16 protein-coding genes are annotated in these 20,993 nt (G+C 47.6%); 10 read left to right on the top strand and 6 right to left on the bottom strand.

Translation table 11 applies throughout. The features are described from left to right. The first annotated feature begins 89 nt into the window (after positions 1 to 89). Together RB297_RS20915 and RB297_RS20910 are read left to right on the top strand one after the other, a co-directional pair. Complete coding sequence (locus tag RB297_RS20915; protein ID WP_375121333.1) at positions 90 to 974, top strand: glycoside hydrolase family 43 protein; 885 nt, start codon at positions 90 to 92, stop codon at positions 972 to 974. Positions 975 to 1,131: 157 nt separating this feature from the next. Next, on the top strand, positions 1,132 to 1,806 hold the full coding sequence (locus tag RB297_RS20910; RefSeq protein WP_096774884.1) for a uracil-DNA glycosylase: 675 nt from the start codon (positions 1,132 to 1,134) through the stop codon (positions 1,804 to 1,806). 120 nt (positions 1,807 to 1,926) lie between these two features. On the opposite strand, the gene RB297_RS20905 is transcribed toward RB297_RS20910, so the two are convergent. Further along, entirely contained in the window at positions 1,927 to 2,697 is a 771-nt protein-coding gene (locus RB297_RS20905) for a response regulator (RefSeq protein WP_096774883.1), read from the bottom strand. Next, positions 2,697 to 5,636 (bottom strand): histidine kinase, encoded by a 2,940-nt coding sequence (locus RB297_RS20900; RefSeq protein ID WP_375121332.1) that lies wholly within the window; start codon positions 5,634 to 5,636, stop codon positions 2,697 to 2,699. Before RB297_RS20900 ends, RB297_RS20905 begins: the two co-directional genes overlap by 1 nt. 242 nt (positions 5,637 to 5,878) lie before the next feature. Here RB297_RS20900 and RB297_RS20895 point away from each other — a divergent pair, with 242 nt between their 5' ends. From RB297_RS20895 to RB297_RS20865, 7 genes are all read left to right on the top strand, one after another. Beyond that, positions 5,879 to 9,520 (top strand): S-layer homology domain-containing protein, encoded by a 3,642-nt coding sequence (locus RB297_RS20895; RefSeq protein ID WP_375121331.1) that lies wholly within the window; start codon positions 5,879 to 5,881, stop codon positions 9,518 to 9,520. Between the two features lie 360 nt (positions 9,521 to 9,880). After that, a complete protein-coding gene (locus RB297_RS20890) occupies positions 9,881 to 10,261 on the top strand; it encodes a hypothetical protein (protein ID WP_375121330.1) in 381 nt (126 codons plus the stop codon). Between the two features lie 7 nt (positions 10,262 to 10,268). Next, complete coding sequence (locus RB297_RS20885) at positions 10,269 to 11,972, top strand: hypothetical protein (RefSeq protein WP_375121329.1); 1,704 nt, start codon at positions 10,269 to 10,271, stop codon at positions 11,970 to 11,972. A gap of 204 nt (positions 11,973 to 12,176) precedes the next feature. Next, entirely contained in the window at positions 12,177 to 12,719 is a 543-nt protein-coding gene (locus RB297_RS20880; RefSeq protein WP_375121328.1) for a hypothetical protein, read from the top strand. Continuing rightward, positions 12,720 to 14,273 (top strand): AAA family ATPase, encoded by a 1,554-nt coding sequence (locus RB297_RS20875; protein WP_375121327.1) that lies wholly within the window; start codon positions 12,720 to 12,722, stop codon positions 14,271 to 14,273. Positions 14,274 to 14,758: 485 nt separating this feature from the next. After that, positions 14,759 to 15,178, top strand: coding sequence for a DUF1259 domain-containing protein (locus RB297_RS20870; protein WP_012818536.1), 420 nt, complete (start codon positions 14,759 to 14,761; stop codon positions 15,176 to 15,178). Positions 15,179 to 15,232: 54 nt separating this feature from the next. Beyond that, positions 15,233 to 15,652: a DUF1259 domain-containing protein gene (locus RB297_RS20865; RefSeq protein ID WP_192570026.1), complete on the top strand. Its 420-nt coding sequence runs from the start codon at positions 15,233 to 15,235 to the stop codon at positions 15,650 to 15,652. 65 nt (positions 15,653 to 15,717) lie between these two features. Here the strand turns inward: RB297_RS20865 and RB297_RS20860 are convergent, their stop codons facing one another. The 3 genes from RB297_RS20860 to RB297_RS20850 form a co-directional block, all read right to left on the bottom strand. Further along, positions 15,718 to 15,894, bottom strand: coding sequence for a hypothetical protein (locus RB297_RS20860; protein WP_012818538.1), 177 nt, complete (start codon positions 15,892 to 15,894; stop codon positions 15,718 to 15,720). Between the two features lie 184 nt (positions 15,895 to 16,078). Beyond that, positions 16,079 to 17,080: a 4-hydroxythreonine-4-phosphate dehydrogenase PdxA gene (gene pdxA / locus RB297_RS20855; RefSeq protein WP_375121326.1), complete on the bottom strand. Its 1,002-nt coding sequence runs from the start codon at positions 17,078 to 17,080 to the stop codon at positions 16,079 to 16,081. After that, positions 17,077 to 18,390 carry a four-carbon acid sugar kinase family protein gene (locus tag RB297_RS20850; RefSeq protein WP_375121325.1) on the bottom strand — a complete coding sequence of 438 codons (1,314 nt, stop codon included), beginning with the start codon at positions 18,388 to 18,390 and terminating at the stop codon, positions 17,077 to 17,079. Before RB297_RS20850 ends, pdxA begins: the two co-directional genes overlap by 4 nt. Positions 18,391 to 18,595: 205 nt before the next feature. Between RB297_RS20850 and RB297_RS20845 the strand changes: the two genes are divergently transcribed. Further along, on the top strand, positions 18,596 to 19,717 hold the full coding sequence (locus RB297_RS20845; RefSeq protein WP_277747553.1) for an RNA-guided endonuclease InsQ/TnpB family protein: 1,122 nt from the start codon (positions 18,596 to 18,598) through the stop codon (positions 19,715 to 19,717). A 150-nt stretch (positions 19,718 to 19,867) separates the two neighbouring features. Here RB297_RS20845 and RB297_RS20840 read toward each other — a convergent pair whose 3' ends face one another. Next, entirely contained in the window at positions 19,868 to 20,851 is a 984-nt protein-coding gene (locus tag RB297_RS20840) for a 2-keto-3-deoxygluconate permease (RefSeq protein ID WP_096774878.1), read from the bottom strand. Positions 20,852 to 20,993 lie beyond the last annotated feature (142 nt).

Below are 20,993 nucleotides of genomic sequence, written 5' to 3'. Positions count from 1 at the left end.
GGCTATCGCTCAATCGAGCGCCATTGGTCGGGGACGATGCCCTCTCGCTCGAACTCGACATTGCCAGCACAGGAAAGGAGTGTCTACCATTGAACATCAACAATCCGATCATACCCGGCTGGTATGCAGATCCCGAAGCCAGAACGTATGAGGGAAAGCACTGGATTTATGCAACGCGGTCCTTCACGGAATATACGATGCAGATGAATTTGGACGCATTCAGTTCCGACGATCTGATCCATTGGGAGAAACACGAAGGCATTATCGATATGGCGGATTTCCCATGGATATGGAGGGCGGTTTGGGCACCGACCCATATCGAGCACCAAGGGAAATATTATCTCGTGTTTGCATCGAACGATATCCAATCGAACGAGGAAACCGGCGGCTTGGAAATTGCCGTTGCGGACCTCCCGGAGGGGCCGTACAGAGGCTACTTGGGGAAGCCGCTCGTGGATAAGTTCATTCATCAGGCACAGCCGATCGATGCGCATCTATTCAAGGACGAAGATGGAACGATCTATCTGTATTATGGCGGATGGGGGCATTGCAACGTTGCGCGGATGAACGAAGAGATGACGGGATTCGTTCCATTGGCCGACGAAGGCAATGAAATTTTCCGCTCTATTACGCCGGAGGGATACGTGGAAGGTCCTTGTATGATTAAGAAGGACGGACTTTATTATCTGATGTGGTCCATGGGCGGATGGACGAATGGAACCTATCGCGTAGCCTATGGCGTAAGCGACAGCCCGCTCGGTCCATTCAAGAATGAAGGCACGATTCTGGAGCGTCAGGAGCCGATTGCCGAAGGACCCGGCCACCATGGCTACTTGCATTTGCAGGAGAAAGATGAATGGCTTATCGTATACCACCGCCGGATCATTGGAGACACCGAGCCGGGACATCGCCAGTTATGCATAGATCGGATGCGGATCGGCAACGGCAAGATTGAGCCGGTCATCATGACTTAATTAGGGGAATCAACGGTGAAAAAGCGACTCGTGCAATCGGTCGCTTTTTTGCGTCTTCGTGAGGGTTAGGTGTCAGGAAAATACCGGAAATAATCCATATGATATAATCTAGTTATATCTTATTTCTTATGACCATGGCAGGAGGAAAGAACCCGAAATGGCGATATTGAAGAATGACTGGGCGACATATTTAGAGCAGGAGTTTACGAAGCCATACTACTTACAGCTGCGGGAATTTCTTATTGAGGAATATCGGACGAAGACCATTTTTCCCGATAAATACGATATTTTTAACGCGCTGCACTATACACCGCTGGCCGACACCAGGGTGGTCATTTTGGGCCAGGATCCTTATCATGGACCGGGTCAGGCCCACGGCCTAAGCTTCTCTGTCAAAGAGGGCGTCAGCACGCCTCCTTCCTTGCAAAATATGTACAAGGAGCTTCAGGATGATCTGGGCTGCTTCATTCCCAATAACGGCCATCTGATAACATGGGCGAAGCAGGGGGTACTGCTTCTAAATACGGTGCTCACCGTAAGGGCCCATGAAGCGAATTCTCATAAAAACAGGGGATGGGAAAGCTTTACGGATAAGGTTATTGAGACGATCAACCAGAAAAATGAACCTGTCGTGTTCCTGTTATGGGGAAGCCACGCCCAGAAGAAGGCGGAGCTCATTACGAACCGGCAGCATAAACTGATTCGTTCGCCGCATCCGAGTCCGTTGTCTGCGCATCGAGGCTTTTTTGGCAGCAAGCCGTTTTCTCGCGCGAACGAATTTCTACGCAGTATGGGGCTTCAGGAAGTGGATTGGCAGATTCCGAACTTGTAAGCGGAAGGAGAGGGCATTAGCGAAACCTCTGCCTTCCGCAAGCGATAGTATCTAAACAAAAAACCACATCCGCATGAGGATGTGGTTTTCGTTTACTATTAAGGATAGACTCTTGCTTTTCTAACGGCCCGATTCGAAAGCGTAGGCCCACAGATATCCTTTCGATTCCAATAGAAGGGCATCCGGCCTTTCTTTCGGCTTCATGACGATGCTGTTGTTCGCATTCATGATATAACCATCATTCACTCGTTCGATGACGATGGGAATATCGAGCTCCATAAACAGCTGACGCATCCGGTAAATCGTATTGTACAGATTGGAAAGCGCTCGTTTTTCCTCCACGTTCGTCCAGAGATCATCGAGGATTCTCCACTTCGGGCACAATTTATTCTCATGCAGCAGCAAATAGTAAAACAGCTCCTCCGTGATGCGGGTTGGCCATTTGACAAGCTGCTCGCCTTTCATAACGGAAGCTTCCCCATATAACTGGACGTCGAGTTCCTTCTTCTGGGCCTGCTTTGGTCTCTGGCCGTAATACTTCTGAAGGCGTTCATCCAGATGCTTCACCATATTGATGGTCATCGGTTTCAAGAGATAATCCAGGGCTTGCACGCGAAAGGCTTGCACGGCATACTGCTGGTGAGCGGTCGTGAAGATCACAGGCACGTCGATCCCGTTCTCCACCAAGTTCTGAGCCAGCTGAAGTCCCGTCATTCTCGGCATTTCAATGTCGAGCACGAGTGCGTCCAGATCCAGCTTCGGTATTTCCTGCAGCGCATCGAACGGCGATTCGTAGCAGCCTACAACCTGAAACGGGCCATGCGTTTCAAGCAAACGGGCATGCAGGCCCAGAATCGGTTTCTCATCCTCCACGATAATGATCTTCCACATTACCCTTGTCCCTCCTTCACGGGAATCGTTATTTGAATGGTTGTTCCGTTGCCCGGCGACGAGTGAAGCTCCAGGCTTCCTTGGGTAAGATCATGTACGCGCCGACGTACATTCGTGAACCCGATTCCGGCATTGGCGGCCGTTCCCCCCATCAACTGAGCGCACTGCGCGGCCGACATGCCAACGCCATCATCAGCGACGCGTATGTTCAGGCGGGATGCGTGCAGGGAGATGGTGACCTGGACATGTCCCGGACCTTCCTTGTCGAATAGGCCGTGGCGTATCGCATTCTCGACTAAAGGCTGCAGGAGCAGGCTAGGAATCCGAACATGCTCCGCGGCAATGGACGGATCGATGTCATAAGCGAAGGTTAATCGTTCGCCGAATCTGGCTTTTTCCACCTCGACATAGGCCTCGATAATTTCCAGCTCCTTCTGCAGGGTGGAGAATTGTCCATCCCGGCTCGTTTCAAAGATATAACGCAGGAAAGAACTGAGCATCGTTAGAAGATAGGCAGCACGCTCCCCGTCCGTATAACAAAAGGCAATGATGTTGCTAAGCGCGTTGTATAGAAAATGCGGTTTAATTTGGGTCTGCAGAAAGGCCATTTCATACTCAATCGCCTTCAGCATCGACTGCTTCGTTTGTTCCGCAGCGTTCAAGCGGGCCATCAAGGTCTCTTTGGAAAAAGGCTTCAGCAAATAATCATTGGCACCGGCTGCAAAAATCATTTCAACATGTCTGGGATATTCGGAAGAAATCATCATCAAGATCGGCAGGTCCATTAAGGATGCCTGTGTACGGATTTGCCGAAGCAATTCCAGACTATCCATGTCGCCTGGAATGATGTCATCCATGATCATCATCGCGATTTCCGGATGATTCCTGTAGTAGTCAAGCGCTTCTTGAGCCGAATAAGCGATTCGTACCTTGTAAGCGTCCCCCAGCATATCCCTCATGACTTCCGCATGCATCACGTCATCATCCACAATCAGGAGCGTTCCTAACGTCCGATCTTCTGCGTGCGCCGCAGACTGTAGATCGTATTCATGCTCCGCTGCGTTAACCGGCTCTTTACATTCGCTGAAAGCCAGGGTGACCGTAAAGCGAATGCCGCGTTGCAGGCGTTCATATGCGATGCTTCCATTCATCTGTTGGACGAGTTCTTCCGTCATCATAAGCCCCGAAGAATGCGGGCGTTCCCGATTCGCTGCCATGGATTCGCCGCTTGACGTCACTCGAAGCAGGACTTCCGTGCCCACCTGTACGACTTCAATGCTCAGCTGATCATCTGCGGTGTCGTGAGAGATCTCGGTCATGATCCGGATGAATACCTGCGTCAGACGCTGCTCATCCGCCCATACGTAAAGCTGCTTCGGAATCTGCTCGTTGATTGCGATCTTCTTCTTCGTGAAGGTAAACTGCATCAGCTGAATGACATGGAGCATGACCATCCGAACATTGGTGGATTTGAGCTGGATCGCGTAATCATCAAACCGAATGCGGGTGAAATCATGCAGATCCCTCAATAAATACACCATGTTCCCCATCAGCTGTTCAGCCAAGTACAATTGCTCGCCTTGCTTCTCGCGATGGGGCTCCCGGTTGATGGCCCCCACCAGATGAACGGCATCGTGCAGAGGCCTCTGCAGGTCCTGCGTCGTGACCTTCAAGAAGGCATCCTTCGCATCGTTAGCCTTCTGCAGCCTGGTGCTCAGCTTCTCCGATTCCTCGGCCCGGTTCATGAGGCGTATGCCCAGAAAAACATTCATCGTCATGACAAACCCGACCAGCCCGATTCGGTTCATATAGTTGCGCCCGGTGAAGAACAAGCTGTCCGATGAAGCGCTTATCGCGAATACGGCTAGAAACAGAAGCATCGACATGAGAATGACGGCTTCATTCTTACGGATGTTGATTCGCTTCTTCATCGTCAGATAGAAGATGCGAATAATAATGCCTAGGATTAATCCATCGTTGTAATAAAAGAGCGGATACTGCGTAACCGATATGGTTCTGGCCGGGAGAACCGCATTAAAGAACGCGTAGGCCAGGATCGGTAGAAACAGCAGATACATCGTCTTTCGGCTCATGATGGATGGAATCATTTTGACGATAAAGACAATCAGCAAGGTGGAGGCCAAGAAGGTCAAGCTGTCCTGCAGGCGAAAATAGAGCTCAAAGGGAAATGACGGAAACTCCCGAATGAACAGCCGCTCTCCTCGCAGCACGATGACCCATGCCAATAGCAGAAAGTGCAGACCGCTGTACAAGAAGGCCTCGTCCTTCGTTCGCAGCATGTAGATCGTAATATGGAACATGCTGAACAGCAGCAAACATAAGGTAGCCGTCCATTCCAGGGAAAGATCCCGCTGCACGTCTTCCTTCATCTGCTCGGCGTCGCCGAAATCGATCGGCAGGACGATGCCGCCTCTCGTGTTATAGAAATTGGAGGCATGAATGGTAATCAGCAGCTGCCGGCCCTCCAGTTTAAAATACGCTTCATAGGCAGGATTGTCCGGGGCTGTCGCTTGTTTGGTTGCTGCCACAGTCCCTATTTTCGATAGGGGCACGCCATCAATATAGATGGTATGGGCAGACCAAATATTCCGAACACGGAGACCGATCTCATCGGTCCAATGGTCCGGCAGGTAGACGATTAACTGATAGGATCCCCACTCGACATCCGATGCCCAGGGACCGGGTACCGAAAGATAATCGGTTTCGCTTGAAAAGTCAGCCGGGTCGACAAAAGATTCGGCGGTGAATTTCCAATCGCCGGCTAGCGATACAAACGGCGAATCCTTGAGCTCTCGCAAGTCAAGCACGCCGTCTACGGCTTTGATATGGACGGCACCCGTGTCCCGGTCGCTAAAAATCATATAGAGAATGGCGATTAAGGCGCAAATTGCACCCAGATAACCCATCCATTTCTTCATGTATAGTCACACCCTTATGGACTCTATCATATGGCAAAGATCTCTCAAAAATCTACCTGTCGATAATAGTCGAAATTTGAGAGATTTTTGAGAGATGCTTCTGATATGTTGAAATTAACAATTTTTACAATCTGCTTCGTTGGAGGGAGTTATCCGCACAAATTTATATCTGAATGGGACAAGGGGTCAAGGGTCGTTGTTGGATGTCATACGGTTACTAACTTACAGGATGGGTGAAATAGTTGAAGAAAAAGATAATTTCAATGATCGTGGCAACGCTGTTAATTGTTACGAATATGCCAATGGCATATGCGCTCTCACCGGTAGCAGAGGTTTACTATAATGCCGGAACGAGCGTCTATGATTCCAGTGATTTTGAGAGCCAGTTGAATGATGCAATTAAAGCCCGGTTGAGCGCACAAGGCGTAAATCCTAAATATGTGTCCATCATGGACGCGAGCGCAGACCGGACAACGGTAACGGATACGACGTATGTGCATGCCGGGTATGACAGCTGGTATATAGACCAATTTGGCTATGCGATTTCTCCGGCGGTTGAAACTGCCGATTACAATCACGTTCAAGCTTCCAACGGCGGCAACACGTTAACCTTCTATGGTTATACCTCGCCTGCGTATAAGGATTTCATGCTGACGCAGGGAAGCCCTTCAGGCAAGAAGATCATTACCTTCGACATGGATGAATCCAAAGTGGATTACCACAGCATGGAAGGCGGCGGTTTTCTATTTAATACCCAAATCGACGTCAGCGGGAAATTAAGCGGGTATGCGATTTTATATGTTCAAGGTGCCATCAATGTATATAAGATCGATGGCGTAGACGCAGCCGCTCTGCACAATGAAACGTGGAGTCCTTTGAGTTCCATGTCAGGCGTTACATCCATCGGAAGTTTTCCGAAAGGGGTATCCACCCACCACAGCATTAAAATCGTCGTAACGGATACGACGCTGAGCATGTGGGATAATGGCGACCAAATCATTCGTAATCTAGCCCTCCCGGACGTTTACGGAGATGAATTTGGTCCGATCGTCAGCCACATAGGCCATGGCTGCGAGATCATTTCGATTTTTTCGTTCGACAATATGAAATTGTATTCAACTTCGAGCAAGCCGTTGGATGTAGCGGTCGATAATATCCTGTGGGGGACGTCGCCGCTGCGTTATGTTGTGAACATTAACGATGACCCGCGCGGGGATTTGGATCAGGGAACGAACCAATCCAAGCTGACGGAGTCGTTCAATAACAAAGGCACACAGTATATCGGCGTTACGGAGTCGACTTATACGGACACCAACGATGATTTTATCCGCGGCCTGAACGAAGGCGGACTGCATGTCGATTCCGACAAATCCACCGACGACATCATTCAAGAAATTGCGAATCGTATCGCGGATCAGCTTGTTTCCGATTATAAAGAAGCCATTCAAGCCATTGAAACGGCAGAGGACAAAACCGATGTCGAGTATCATCCCGGCGACATGAAAAATTCGGTGAAAAACAATCTAACATTCAAGCAAGACGATGACGTCACTACTACCTGGTCCTCCGACCAGCCGTCGGTCATCGCACCTGATGGAACCGTGACGAGACCGGTTACGAACCAGTCGGGAACTTACGTGACCTTGACGGCAATCATCACCAAAGACGGGCTGACAAGCGAGAAGACGTTTACCGTCTATGTTCTTGCCGCAGATCCGGCTCCTTTAAGCACATTGAGCGCTGTTGCGGGCAATGGGCAAGCGACATTGAAATTCCCTGCTTTAACAGGTGCAACAAACATCGTGGTCGAACAGTCTACCGACGGTACCAACTTTACGCAGGTAAGACCATTGGAGACGCTGGATGCGTCTTCAACAAGCGCAACCGTAACCGGATTAACGAACGGTGAAACCTACTATTTCCGACTGAACGTCGAATCCGGACTATATGACGGCGTATCCAACGTAGTCCAAGCCTCGCCGTCGAAATCGTTAACCACGTTATCGGCCGATGCAGGCAATGGGCAAGTGACATTGAATTTCCCGGCATTAACAGGGGCAACGAGCATTGTGGTTGAACAATCTACGGACGGCACCGCGTTTACTGCGGTTAGCCCGTTGGAGACATTAGATGCTGCTTCTACAAGTGCAACCGTAACCGGTTTGACGAACGGCGAGACCTATCATTACCGATTGAACGTCACATCGGGTCCATATGCTGGCTTGTCCAATGTGGTTCAGGCTTCCCCTTCGGAACCGATCACCACGTTGTCGGCCGTTGCGGGCGTTGGACAAGTGACATTGAATTTCCCTGCTTTAACGGGGGCAACGAACATCATTGTGGAAAAATCTACGGACGGCACCACGTTCACGCCGGTCAATCCAGTGGAGACCTTGGATGCCGGTTCCACGAGTGCAACCATAGCCGGTTTATCGAGCCGTGAAACCTACCATTTCCGGTTAAACGTCGAATCCGGTCCACATGCAGGTTTGTCCAATGTGGTTAGCATCAAGCCAAACGCGCCTGCGGTACCGGTAGAAATTCCGCCTGCTGGGAATACAAACGTCGTTCAGCAACCTGCACCTACTATGAAAACGGACGTTGTTGTTTCCGATCAAGCCAACGGGGGCAAGGTCGTTCAGGACAAAATTACCAAGCTCGTCGGAGACAGTCTGAAAGTATCGGGCAAAATAAAATCGGCAAACGGTCAAGAATTGAGTCTGCCGAATATCGCAATGAACCAGGACGGCAGCTTTACGCTTCCGAAAGTTGCACCTGGCGAATATACGTTGTCGCTGAACGTGATCGCGCCTAACGGGGAGAAGCTGGCTGGTCCTGCCGGCAAGCTGAGCGTCGATAGCAATGGAAATGCCAAGTTATCGGTTGATCTAGTCGATCCATATGGCACGATTCTCGATAAGGTGACGGAACAGCCAGTTGCAGGCGTGAAGATGCAATTGTATTGGGCAGATACGGAGCTGAATCGTTCCAAAGGCAGAGTGCCGGGAACGCTTGTCCATTTGCCTGAGCTTCCGGATTTTGCACCCAACAAGAACCATAACCCGCAAATGAGCTCAGACAGCGGTCAATATGGCTGGATGGTTTACGCCAATGGCGATTACTACTTCTTGGGCGAGAAGAACGGATACGTTGTTTTTGACAGCCGTACCGATAAGCGTGAAGAGCGCTTTGGCGCTGACAGCTATATTAAGGACGGAGTCATCCACGTCGGCGACACGATCGTGAAATTCAGCTTCTCCCAGGAGCCGAAAGTGAAAGCCGCAGGCGATCATCGCGCATACATGGTCGGATATCCTGACGGCACGTTCCAAGCGGATCGTGGCATTGTCCGGTCCGAAATGGCTGCGATCCTGTCCCGTTTGTATACATCCGCAGCGAGCTCGAAGAAAGTATCGTATTCGGATGTGAGTGCGAAACATTGGGCAACGAACGCGATTACGACCGCAACCAACAATAAATGGATGGTCGGTTTCGGCGACAATACATTCAAACCGAAGAAACAGATCACGCGGGCGGAATTTGCACAGATTCTCATGAATTTGTATAAATGGGACGCTGTCCAGGAGAGCACATACACGGACGTAGCTGGACACTGGGCTGAAAAAGCGATTGCAACGGCTCAGGAGCAAGGTGTGCTGTTCGATTTCACGGAGGAGACCTTCCATCCGAATCAGCCGATTACGAGATTAGAGGTTGTTCGAATCCTGAACCAACTGCTGGATCGTAAACCTTGGGATATCAAGGTTGAACCGAAGTGGACCGATGTTCCGGAAAACCACGACTATTATTCAGACATCATGGAAGCTTCGATTCCGCACGGGTTTGAGCAGCTTGAGACCGGAATTGAAGATTGGAAGGAATAGGGGCTAAGACCTTAGACGAAGCAATGGTAGAGTAATCTGCCCCTCCTATATTTGGTGCTCATAGAGCGAGAGGAACCTTGAGTTCCTATGAATGATTTCAGCTATGCTAAACAATTGTAAAGATGCTGACCTTAAGCGGTCAGCGTCTTTTTTATTGCAAAATAGTTATAGATAAATGAACCCAAACCTACAAAGTTCAACATATCCCTCCATCATATTCCATGATATACTAAAATAAACCAAATTATAGTTCTTGGAGGTACTATGCGAAGACCGATATTAGGACTTAATTCACGGGTTAGAACTAGTCCGGACGTCTCATCTAGGCAGCCGGCTGTAGTCCGATTGGAAGGAGTGGCATTGGAAAAAAGATTGCGTTCAAAACGCTCGAGCGCTTTCGTTGAAGCTATGGCGAAGCTTGATGTAAGCGGTGTAATTGCCACTAAGGAGAAAGTACAAGAGTTTATAGATCAAATAGCCGGTGAATTTCCTGATTTAGCAGCTGACCAACTTCCGTTAGGTATTGTGAGTAAGTGTTATTTGGGAAATCCTTATGAAGTACATTCGCTAGATGCTAGATTACAGATTATCGATCACTATAAACGAGGAGAAATATTACCTAACGGAATGGAAAAAGCTAGAAGATTGGCTATGCATCCTGGTTATGTCTACATCGAGGTATACATGAATATGATCTGTGCAGTATCCCAGTCTGGAGAAGTATCTATGATTAAGGAGTAGATGAGCGATGTCAAATCAAACGATCTCAACGGCGAACTTGAGTCGGATAGAAAATTCGTTAAGCACAATTAATGACAATATTAATGTAGTGTCTCATCAGGTTGCTACTGTAGAACAGCAACTGGAAGTTACGAAGAGCGATCTGGAACTGCTTGCAGAAGAGTTTCGGGAATATGTTCGCCAGGACGCTCTGATTAAGAATATCCAGTTGGCAGAAATGAGATTGGTTAAGGTTAGACAAGAGCTTGAAAATAAATACGGCCACTATGAGGATGTCCGTCGAAGAGCGATTGGAATATTGCAAGCAGTCGACACCAGTTTGGTACGTAAAGATACAATCGAGAATGCATCGGAAGAGCAGTTGTTGGCTGCTCCACGCTATTGGCTGGCGCCATGCTTAATAGCATTATCCGCATGGCTTAGTGATAAAAAGGAGCTGGCTGAGAAGGCAGTTATCGAAGCCTTGCGAAGAGATGATGAAAAGACATCTTTGTTTTTTGCATTAGTCACACGTCGAGGAGGTCGTTATCAATCAAGCCGCTTGTGGTTGGAACGATATTTTGGTCAGCAAGATCCGAATGAGCTAAAAAGAGAAATCGTTGTTTTGATTGATGGCTTTTCTAACGGAATTTTTGGTCCTGAAGCTAGAGCGAGATGCGGATTATTAATTAAGAGCTGGTTGGATGAACTTTCGCAAAAAGCCGGTTTTATAGAAACGCAGCGAGACCAATGGAAGAAGGCTCTTTTGTCGCGTGCAGAAAAGCTGGATTCTTCTAAATTTCCACATTTGCAAAAATATAGTCCGACTTGGCCAAAGCTTCGTCATGCGCTTGAGGGTGCAAAACTTCATGATATTATTTTTCAATATTTCAATTTTATTCTTACGCAAGAGATCATCCCTTCCAAAAATTTGGCATTTGCAGTAGATCAACTGCTCGACATTTTAGTTCGTGAATTCGATGAAGAAGAGTTGCCGTTACGCCGTGAAGAACGATTGAATGAATTAATTATAAAAGAAGACGGAGATAAAAGTTCGGCAATGAATTTGTTTGCTGACGAAAAGGTCACTGAGGAAAAACTTGATTTTACCCAGTTGCTAACGAACTTTTCCATGTATCCAACAGAATCAAACGCTTCTATTGCTACCCAAAAGCTAGCCATAGCATTATCAAAAGAATGGATTAACCATGCCCACAATGATCTAACCGCCGAAAATCGTAATGCAGTCCCTATCGATATTGAGATTGAATTGGATGATTGGTCAGGCACTTCAAGGGACGGAAGCAATGAGGAAGAGCTGACCTCCCGTTTACAACAACATATTCAATTGAAAAAAGAGGACGCTCTAAGAAGGAATAAGCTTGGCGCCAAACATTGGGTTTCGTTAGTTGCGGGCATTGGTTTCTTTATATTAGGTGTAAGCACATTGTTTTTATTTATAGTTTCAGCAATCTGTTTAATTATTTTCATAAATGGTCTAAGGGCTGTAAAAAAGAATGTAGACATAATTGAGAAGAACTATGTGGAGCTTTTCGAAAATCATAAACAAATTTTAGTTGCAACTCTTAGTGATATTGTTGATTATCGCCGTGAATATGAGATTGAAGATACAAATGCAAGTAAAATAAATGAGCTGCTTGATCAAGTCACACCTGAGCAATATACATATTCTACCTACGATTCTGCTAGAGCTGTTATTTCGTCCAATTAAAGGGAGTGAAATTTTGATGTTAAATAGAAGCAAGCCAATCATCCTGAATTCCTCGACAGAGCCAGTTGATCAAATGCAAGCGAAGTTAGACTTGAAAATTGAAGAACTGCAGAAACAGACAGTAAATCAATCATTAGCAGAAAGTTTTCCCGCATGGGATTTGAATCCGCCAGCTGTATTAGTTCGTAGACGGAGCTCAAAACTATGAATCCTCCAAGCTATTATTCCGAATGGATACAACTGTTTTATCAACTGAAAGTGCTCGGACAGGAAGATGAGAAAATCATTTCTGCTCTAGAAAAAGGAAGATTAGAATGGACACCCGGTGTCGCTGATAAAATTGTAAATTGCACTTATGATGTAATTGAATTCAAGCTAAAGCATGCGACACGCCTATTCCAGCAGGAATTAGATCATTCACGTGGTGAGGAAGCAGCAATTATTTCGGCTATTATAAATGCTCGGTACCGATTTGATTTACTTTATCGTTTATGCCGACTTTCTATTTTTCCTGAGGAAATAAAGGAATCCTTGATAAATGTAGTTAGTAAATATGTTGGAGATTCTCAGGAAGCTTTATTAGAAAGCGCAAGGCATGATCGAACAGGTCAGCTTGCCTATATGATTAGACATAACAGTTTGATACAGCAACAGACACAAGCTCCAGCGGCTGCGGCTCGTGAGCCGATTGAACAGAAAGAGCCAAATTCTAATCAATTCAAGCCTAGAAGAAGGGTGCTATTTTAAATGAGTGATCTGCAAACATGCATGAAAACCATGGAACAGTATTTGAAAGCGAGAATTCCCTTTATTTCTATACGTACCGCGGAACGATCTCGTGCGCTTAGCTTTATAGCTCAATTATCAACAAAGTTAAATTTAAATATTGGCTACCATACGTTATCTCAAGGAATGAGAGATATATCTACAAATCGGCTTCTCAATGAGGACCGTTCGGTTATTGGTGGATTAGATTATGTGACACAAAAAATAGGTCAACTGCAAAATCAAACGTTTGTTTTTACTGAGGTACAAGAACTTGAAGATGACACTCGAATGGCAAGACAATTGCAAGATGCGGTAATGCTTGCCACGGAAACAGGCGGAGCAATAGTTGTCATTACAAATAATCCTGTTTGGGGGCCGTTACAGCGTCTGGGCATGTCGATAAACCTTTCTCAGCCTAATGAGGATGAAATGCTGGTTATTATTCGGGATCAAATCAATCCTTATCGAAGTGAAATGACAATTGAGTGGAAAGATGCCGAGGAGAGGCAAGCGGCTGCTATACTTGCGGGCATAAGTCAAATCGAGGCCGAGAATGTAATCGCGACATTATTAGCGAACGGAAGCATTATGAACGAGGATTTGAAAGAATTAATGCATGCCAAAGATAAAATTTTCGCCGATATTTCTGGTATTGAACGAGTTATTGTAAGAGAAGACTATCAAATTGGCGGACTAGATGGTCTTAAATTATGGCTTGAAGCTAATCGTCAGCTATTGACGGCGGACTTACGCGAACGTGGTATTCGTCCTCCGAGAGGAATTTTGTTAGTAGGTGTTCCAGGATGCGGCAAGTCTTTGTCTGCTAAGGCTATTGCTTCCTTATGGAACCTGCCGTTGTATCGTTTGGATTTATCCACTATACATGGACAGTATTTAGGACAGAGTGAGAATCGTTTAAAAGAAGCATTATCAACAGCTGATCATGTGGCACCATGTGTATTATGGATTGATGAAATTGAGAAGGGACTTGCCGGTGCGGTGGGCGGTGGGGATGGAGGCACATCCATTCGTCTAGTCGGCCAATTTCTTTATTGGTTACAGGAAAGCCTTGCTAGAGTCTTCGTTGTTGCAACCGCAAATGATGTATCTAAGTTGCCCCCTGAACTGCTGCGCAGAGGACGTTTTGATGAGCTGTTTTTTGTAGACTTGCCAACTGCAAGTGAGCGGGAGGAAATCATAAAGATTTATATTGAAAAAGGATTGAAAAGAACGATAACAGATGATTTATTGCAGCATTTGGTGAGAATTTCAGATGGTTTTGCAGGTGCGGATTTGGAAGCTGCTGTTCGAGATGTTGTGAAGCAAGCATTCGTAAAAGGGGACAATTCAATTACAGATGAAACTTTTATAAACTTCTTTACAAACGTTGTGCCATTATCACAAACAAGTCCTGAACAAATTGAAACGATACGTACTTGGGGAAAAGAGAGGGCAGTACCTGCTGGTAAAATAATTGAAGAACAGAATTCCCATGGAGTTTACAGACCAAGCGGACGAAAGGTAATGGTGTAGTGTATGAAGACCATTTTACTGAATCTGGACTCCAGACGCTAATTATTATAAATAATACGTTAGTTATAAGAAGACGACAGCTTCATAAAGCTGTCGTCTTCAAGTTTTTACTCTGATAAGTATTACGTCACTCAGCTATAAGTCTGTTTTGCGTACAAAGCAACATTGCCGCCGCTATATGTAATTTTCAGTTTGTAGTAGTCAGTCGGCTAATAGCACTGTTTCGGTTTTCGTCTCGCCATGACGCACGGATAAGATGTTGAGCCTACCGAAACGTCGCCCAGCTGGAGTCACTTCGAGCAGCGTCAGCGTGACAGAGTCCCTCCCTGTGAGGTCTGCTTTTTCGTTTCTAGTTCCGTGCAAATTGTTTCTGATAGGCTCGGAATGCTATCCGCTATTTTATTCTTATAAATAAGTGATTGGTCCAATACTATGTTCTCCGTCGGTCATATGATACCTAGAATACGATTAAAGGAGGACTTATCATGGCTGAACAGGTTAGAGTGAGCCCGCAATTCAAACGGCTTTGCAACCAATTTGGAAGAATCCTAGGCGGCGAATCGGAAATTGAAGAAGGTCCGGTTTGTTTTGTCACGCGGATGACGAACTTAAGAGAGACGATTTTGGGAAGAAGAACGCGTTCCCCTTTGGTTCAAATGCAAATGTTTTCGTTTGAATCGCTTGATCAGTCGGGCCGCGCGCTTTGTTTGGGTGAGACTGCCGTGCATCAAAACCAGGTGAATCGATTGATGTCGAATCTCCGCAAACGGGGGATTAAAGTAACGGCGCTCCATAATCACTGGCTAAAAGAACAGCCTCGTTTAATGTATATGCATTGGGAATCGATTGACAATCCGGTTGCGTTTGCCAGAAAGACAAAAGAATCCATTGCCTTCTTGGGTTGATGCAGTTGAGCTATATCGTTCGTATTCTATCATTTCATGAGAGGATGATTTCGTATGGCGGAAGTGCAAGCAAGTCCTCGTTTTAGAAGGTTATGTAACCAGTTCTCAGCCATTTTAGGCGGAACGGAGCATGAAATTACAAAAGGTCCGGTTTGTTTTGTCTCCAGAAATAGAATAATTAAGGCATCTATTTTAGGCAGACGTACCACTTCTCCTTTGGTCCGTTACCAACTCTTCTCGTTTGAATCGCTGGATAGTTCCGGTCGCGCGCTTTGTTTGGGAGAAACGGCTCTCTTCCAAGGCCAAGTGAATCGATTGCTGTCGAATCTTCGCAAGAACGGGATTAAAGTAACGGCCGTCCACAATCACTGGTTGTTTGAAAATCCCCGCCTGATGTATGTGCACTGGGAGTCCGTCGATGATCCCATTGCATTTGCAAGAAAAGTAAAGCGTTCTATTGCATTTTTAGGTTAACTATCGGATGGGAAAAATATTAGAAAAGCGACCGTAATCGGTCGCTTTTTTACGAGTTTATATCTCTAGTGATAGTTCTTGGACTCATTCTCCTTGTATTTGCCGTCGCTGTCATGCAGAGCCTGTTTACGGCGATCATTGCGGGCTTGCTGCTGTTGCTGGGCCTCATGGCTGTTCACGGGTGTCTCTGCCAATTGTTCCACCGTGTTGATCAGGTTCTTGTCCGGTTGGTTCGTGCTCAATGGAAAGGTCCTCCTTATTTACTGGAATCGATTGTGATGTTTATTATGTGCTGGCGGTCGTGCAGCTATTCGTAACTACAGCTTTGGCTTGAACGAGGGCTTAGACTTGTTCTCTCCAGGCATAGAAAAAAAGACCCGGCGGAAGCCGGGTCTTCTACATATGACATCTTCGATCGTCACAAAATTACATTTGATCTTTCGGGGCAAGCTCAATGGCAGAACGAATCGCGGCGAGCATGCTCTTGTCATCGGCGATGTTCTTCCCTGCAATATCGAAGGCGGTGCCATGGTCGACCGAGGTGCGGATGATGCCGCCTTTCAGTCCGACCGTAATGTTCACGCCCTCTTCGATGCCCATGACCTTGATCGGGGCATGTCCCTGGTCATGGTAGCAGGCCACGACGATATCGAAATCGCCTCGGCCGGCTCTGAAGAACAACGTATCCGCAGGGAGGGGGCCAACCACGTTAATGCCTTCCCGCTGGGCACGCTCGATGCCCGGGAGCAGTTTCTCCTCTTCTTCGCCGTTGCCGAACAATCCGTTTTCGCCCGCATGCGGGTTGATTCCGCAGACCGCGACTCTTGGATTGTCGAAACCGGCCTTTTTCAAGGTATCGTGGGCCAGTTTGACGACGGTATACGTTCTTTCCGGGTTGATGCTCTGAATGGCCTCGATCAATCCCATATGCGTCGTCAGATGAATGACCCTGAGGTTCGGGGTCGTCAGCATCATTGAGAAATCCTTGGTATCCGTGAGATCAGCCAAAATTTCGGTGTGACCCGGATACATATGTCCACCTTGATGTAGAGCTTCCTTGTTCAGCGGAGCCGTACAGATGGAATGGATCTTCCGCTGCTTCGCCAGATCGATGGCTCTGGCCAGAAACTGAAAAGCGGCATCTCCCGCGACGGCCGATACCTCCCCGAATGCAAGGTCAGCCGGCACGAGGTCCAGATCGATGACGTCTACGGTGCCGAACTCGTATTTTGCCTCGGAGGGCTCTTGAATGGCGTTCACCTTCAGGCTTGAGCCGATAATCGGCAGCACGCGTTCCAATATCTTGGCGTCGCCGATCACGAGTGGGTTGCAGTTATCGTACATCTCCTGATGGGATAAGGCCTTCATAATGATTTCGGGTCCGATGCCTGCCGCATCGCCCATCGTAATTCCAACCGTCGGTTTCATGCTGGATTACCTCCTTTTATCGTTTGAATCGCATGGATAAATACGTCCGGCTTGCCGAATCCGCCTGCCTTGGTGACCACATACAGATCGTCGATCCCTATAAATTTCGAGATCGGCACGCCGATTTCCAGCTCGTCCAGCAATTCGAAGCCGCTAATGCTCCATTGCATGCAGATTTGTTTGGCCGTGTCTCCGCCTGTCATGGATACGCCCTTGAAATAACCTAGCTCCAGCAGCTGGGCACAGATTTCTCCCATGGCGCGGACAATCTCATTACTGACCTCGGTGTGATTGAGCCCGCGGGCTTCGCCTACGGCACGGGCCTGTTCGATGTCGGAAGACTCCGCCGTCGAATAGATTACGATATCTTTGCCTTCCAGTGCGTGCAGCTTGACTTCTTGATATACGCGATCCATTTCTTCCGTGCGCTCTGCTGAATCGGACACAGCCTTATAAGACACGAATTGCACGGGAACCACGTCGGTATGCTCAAGCAAAAGCTTCAACTGGGCACGGGAGTTCTTGTTCACGCTGCCGACCACGGTAAGGATGGGTCCCTGATTCTGCGCGATAGCTAGCTCCCTCGGTTTGGACGAAATATGGTAATGGGCGGGCAGGTAATTGGCGATGCCTGCAGAGCCGGCCCATGCGAACTTGTATGGAAGCTGCTCGGTGATGTGCAGGATGAACTCCAGATGAGCTTCTTCCGTGGAATCGATCAGCACATACGGTATGTTATGTTCTTGAAACTCTTTTAATTTGCCTTCAATGCGGCCTGCTCCAGCCTCCAGATCACGGACTGAGATCTCGCCGACGGCATACTTGGTTTGCAGCTTCAGCAAGTCGGGAAGATAGGAGTGGGTGACAGGCGTTTTGGGATCATGGGCAATCTCGGTTTCGGCTAACGGTACTCCATTCAAGTAATGGGTAGCGTTAAGAATGGTTCGATTGTTCTTGGGATAACCCGGAGCGATCATCATAAATTCCGGCTTCGCCACATCATACAGCGCATCAATTTCGGTCCCGATATTGCCGCGCATGGTGGAGTCCATTTTTTTGAAAATCGTATCAAACCCGGCATCCGTTAAAAATCGAGCGGCCCGGCTTACTCGCTGATAAGCTTCTTCGGGTGTTATGGAACGGCTGTCCGTATCGAAAACAACGGCATCGTAATGACGAATGTTGTCTTTGTCCATATCGAACAGAACGCTTGTTTTAAGGCCATGACGAGCGAGTTGGACCCCGCTGTCATTGGCGCCAGTCAAATCATCTGCAATGATGGCTAATTTCATGCCTTGCGTAAAGGACACTCGTGACTTCAGTCGTGAGAGGAATTGACTTGCTCTATCATCTTACGAAAGATCATAGTTCCCTTACTTCCTCCCTTCAATGTAGTGGATAAAGCCTTGGTCTGCTGCTTTAAATAGGAACAAATGTTTGGTATAATTGAAATAAGGATATTTTTGAACTCCGTCCTTATTTCCCTTATTCCAGCGAATCGGGGTGTTTTTTTTGATGGAAAAGGCAAAGGTTACAGTTACGGTGAAAATAAAGCTTACTCCGACTCCCGAGCAATCAGAGCGGATGCTTCAAACCTTGCATGCTTACCGCCAAGCGTGCAACTTTGTCTCACAGCATGTCTATGAGACAAAGAAACGTTCCGTGATTTGTCTGCATAAGCTTCTATATCGCGATTTGCGCGAGGCCTTTAGCCTTCGCTCTCAGATGGCCCAGTCTGTCTTGAAGACCGTGGCTGCTCGGTATCAGTCTATAGTCAGCAATGGACATCCTTGGACGCAAATTCACTTCAAGAAACCTGAATATGACCTGGTTTGGAACCGCGACTATTCACTAAGTAAGCAAATATTCTCTATCAACACCTTAGAAGGTCGCATCAAGGTGCCCTTTGTCATGCAAGGGATGGAGATCTATTTTGATGGTACATGGATCTTTGGCACGGCTAAGTTGGTGAATAGACGCGGGAAGTGGTATCTGCACATTCCAGTGACGAAGGAAGTGGATAGAGTTACTCTACCCTCGATCCATCAAGTTGTCGGTATTGATTTGGGCATTAACTTTGTAGCAACCACCTATGACATAGCAGGGAAGACCGTATTCTACCCCGGCAGACCGATCAAAGATAAACGGTCCCAGTATAAGCATCTGCGCAAAACATTGCAGCAAGTCGGCACACCTTCTGCCCGCAGGAAACTGAAGCGGATCGGTGAACGAGAAAACCGCTGGATGACCGATGTGAACCATCGCATCTCAAAGGCACTCGTGAGTCAGTATGATCCATTCACCTTATTTGTGGTTGAAGATTTAACTGGTATTCGCACGGCTACAGAACGCGTGAGAGTTCAGTATCGCTATGAGAACGTATCGTGGTCATTTCTTCAACTAAGGAAGATGATCGAATACAAGGCAGCGCTACGCGGAGCGAGAGTGGTTGCAGTCGACCCTAGGTATACGTCACAGACTTGCCCGAAGTGTGATCGTAAAAACAAAGCGAATCGGGACAAGAAGAAGCACCGTTTTTGTTGCATGGCTTGCGGCTACCAATCTAATGATGATCGGATCGCTGCGATGAATCTTCAGCGACTTGGAATCAAGTACATCGCTGAAGTGGCTAAGTAGGTATACCTACTTAGTTGGGCAGCAGTCAACCTGCCTCATGTAACGCCATCCAAAGGAAGGAGGTCTAACGGCCGTTCTCACTTCCGGGCAGTTACAAGCTCGTGACTTCAGTCAAGAGTTGTTGATGCAGTTACCTCCTCCTTGAGAAAACTATGCTGCAGGGTTGTTGTATTTTTCGACGCCGCCTGATTTCTCCAGTCGCTTGGACAGGAATCCAATAAAGACAGGCAGCAGTATGGCGGTCGTCACGACGCTCGCGGCGATTTGCACGGTCGCGATTTCGGCAATCGGCGCGAAGGAAGCATTCGCGGCGACGATCGCAGCCGGCGTGCCTACCGCATTACCCGCTGTGGAGCCCTCGGAAGCACCGACAATCGGATTCCAGCCGATCGCCTTGAACAGAAGAAAACCAATACCGCCCGTGAGCAGGACCGTCAGCACGCCAAGCAGAATACCGCTCAGTCCGCCTTGAATGATGGATGAGAAATTGATGCCCATACCGAGCGAAAAGGCAAAGAACGGAACCAGCTTGTCACTGCCTTTATGCAGCCATTCTGCCATATTCCGGTCCAGGTTCCCGATGACGACGCCGACGAGCAGCGGAAGCAGTACGGCAACGAAAGACATCGCCGAGAACATGCCGTTGGCAAAACCCATGGCACCGAAGATCGAGAGCGCGACCATCGTCAAGAACGGTCCGTCGCTTAATGCCAGGAAAGGATAGGCTGCTTTGTCATCCTCTTTTCCGTATTGTCCGGCTAACGCAATATACAGTCCGCCGTTTGAATTCGTCATGGCTGCGATAATGGCCAGAGGGGCAAGGCCCAGGAATAATCCGTTGGAATCCGCAAACAGGATGGCGACCAAGCCTAATAGCGCGCCGATCGTCCACTTAAACACAAGCAGCGTGACGCCTTTTCCCACCGACGAACCCGCCGTTTTGAACGTGATCTGCGTGCCGGCAATCAATAAGAAAAGAGCGATGAGCGTACTCGAGCTATTCACGAATAAGGCTTCCGTAAACCCGCCGATTCGCAAAGCGTTTGGTGCGAATGTATTGATGCACGCTCCGATGAGGAGGGGAACAACCATCATACCGCCAGGGATACGATCTAATGTCGCTTTAATTTTCATAATGTTAGCTCCTTGTGTAATCGTTTTATTGAAGCGCTTGCAGTAATTATACTAGTTCAAATTGTTTATTTTAGCAACATATAATTTCTGTAAATATGATAAATCTAATAAATTGTTTAAAATTGCAACACTAAAGATGAAA

This window comes from Paenibacillus sp. CR_12 (assembly GCF_041953985.1).
GTDB classification, from domain to species: Bacteria; Bacillota; Bacilli; order Paenibacillales; family Paenibacillaceae; genus Paenibacillus_AQ; species Paenibacillus_AQ lautus_A.
This window is presented reverse-complemented; position numbering and strand designations above follow the sequence as displayed.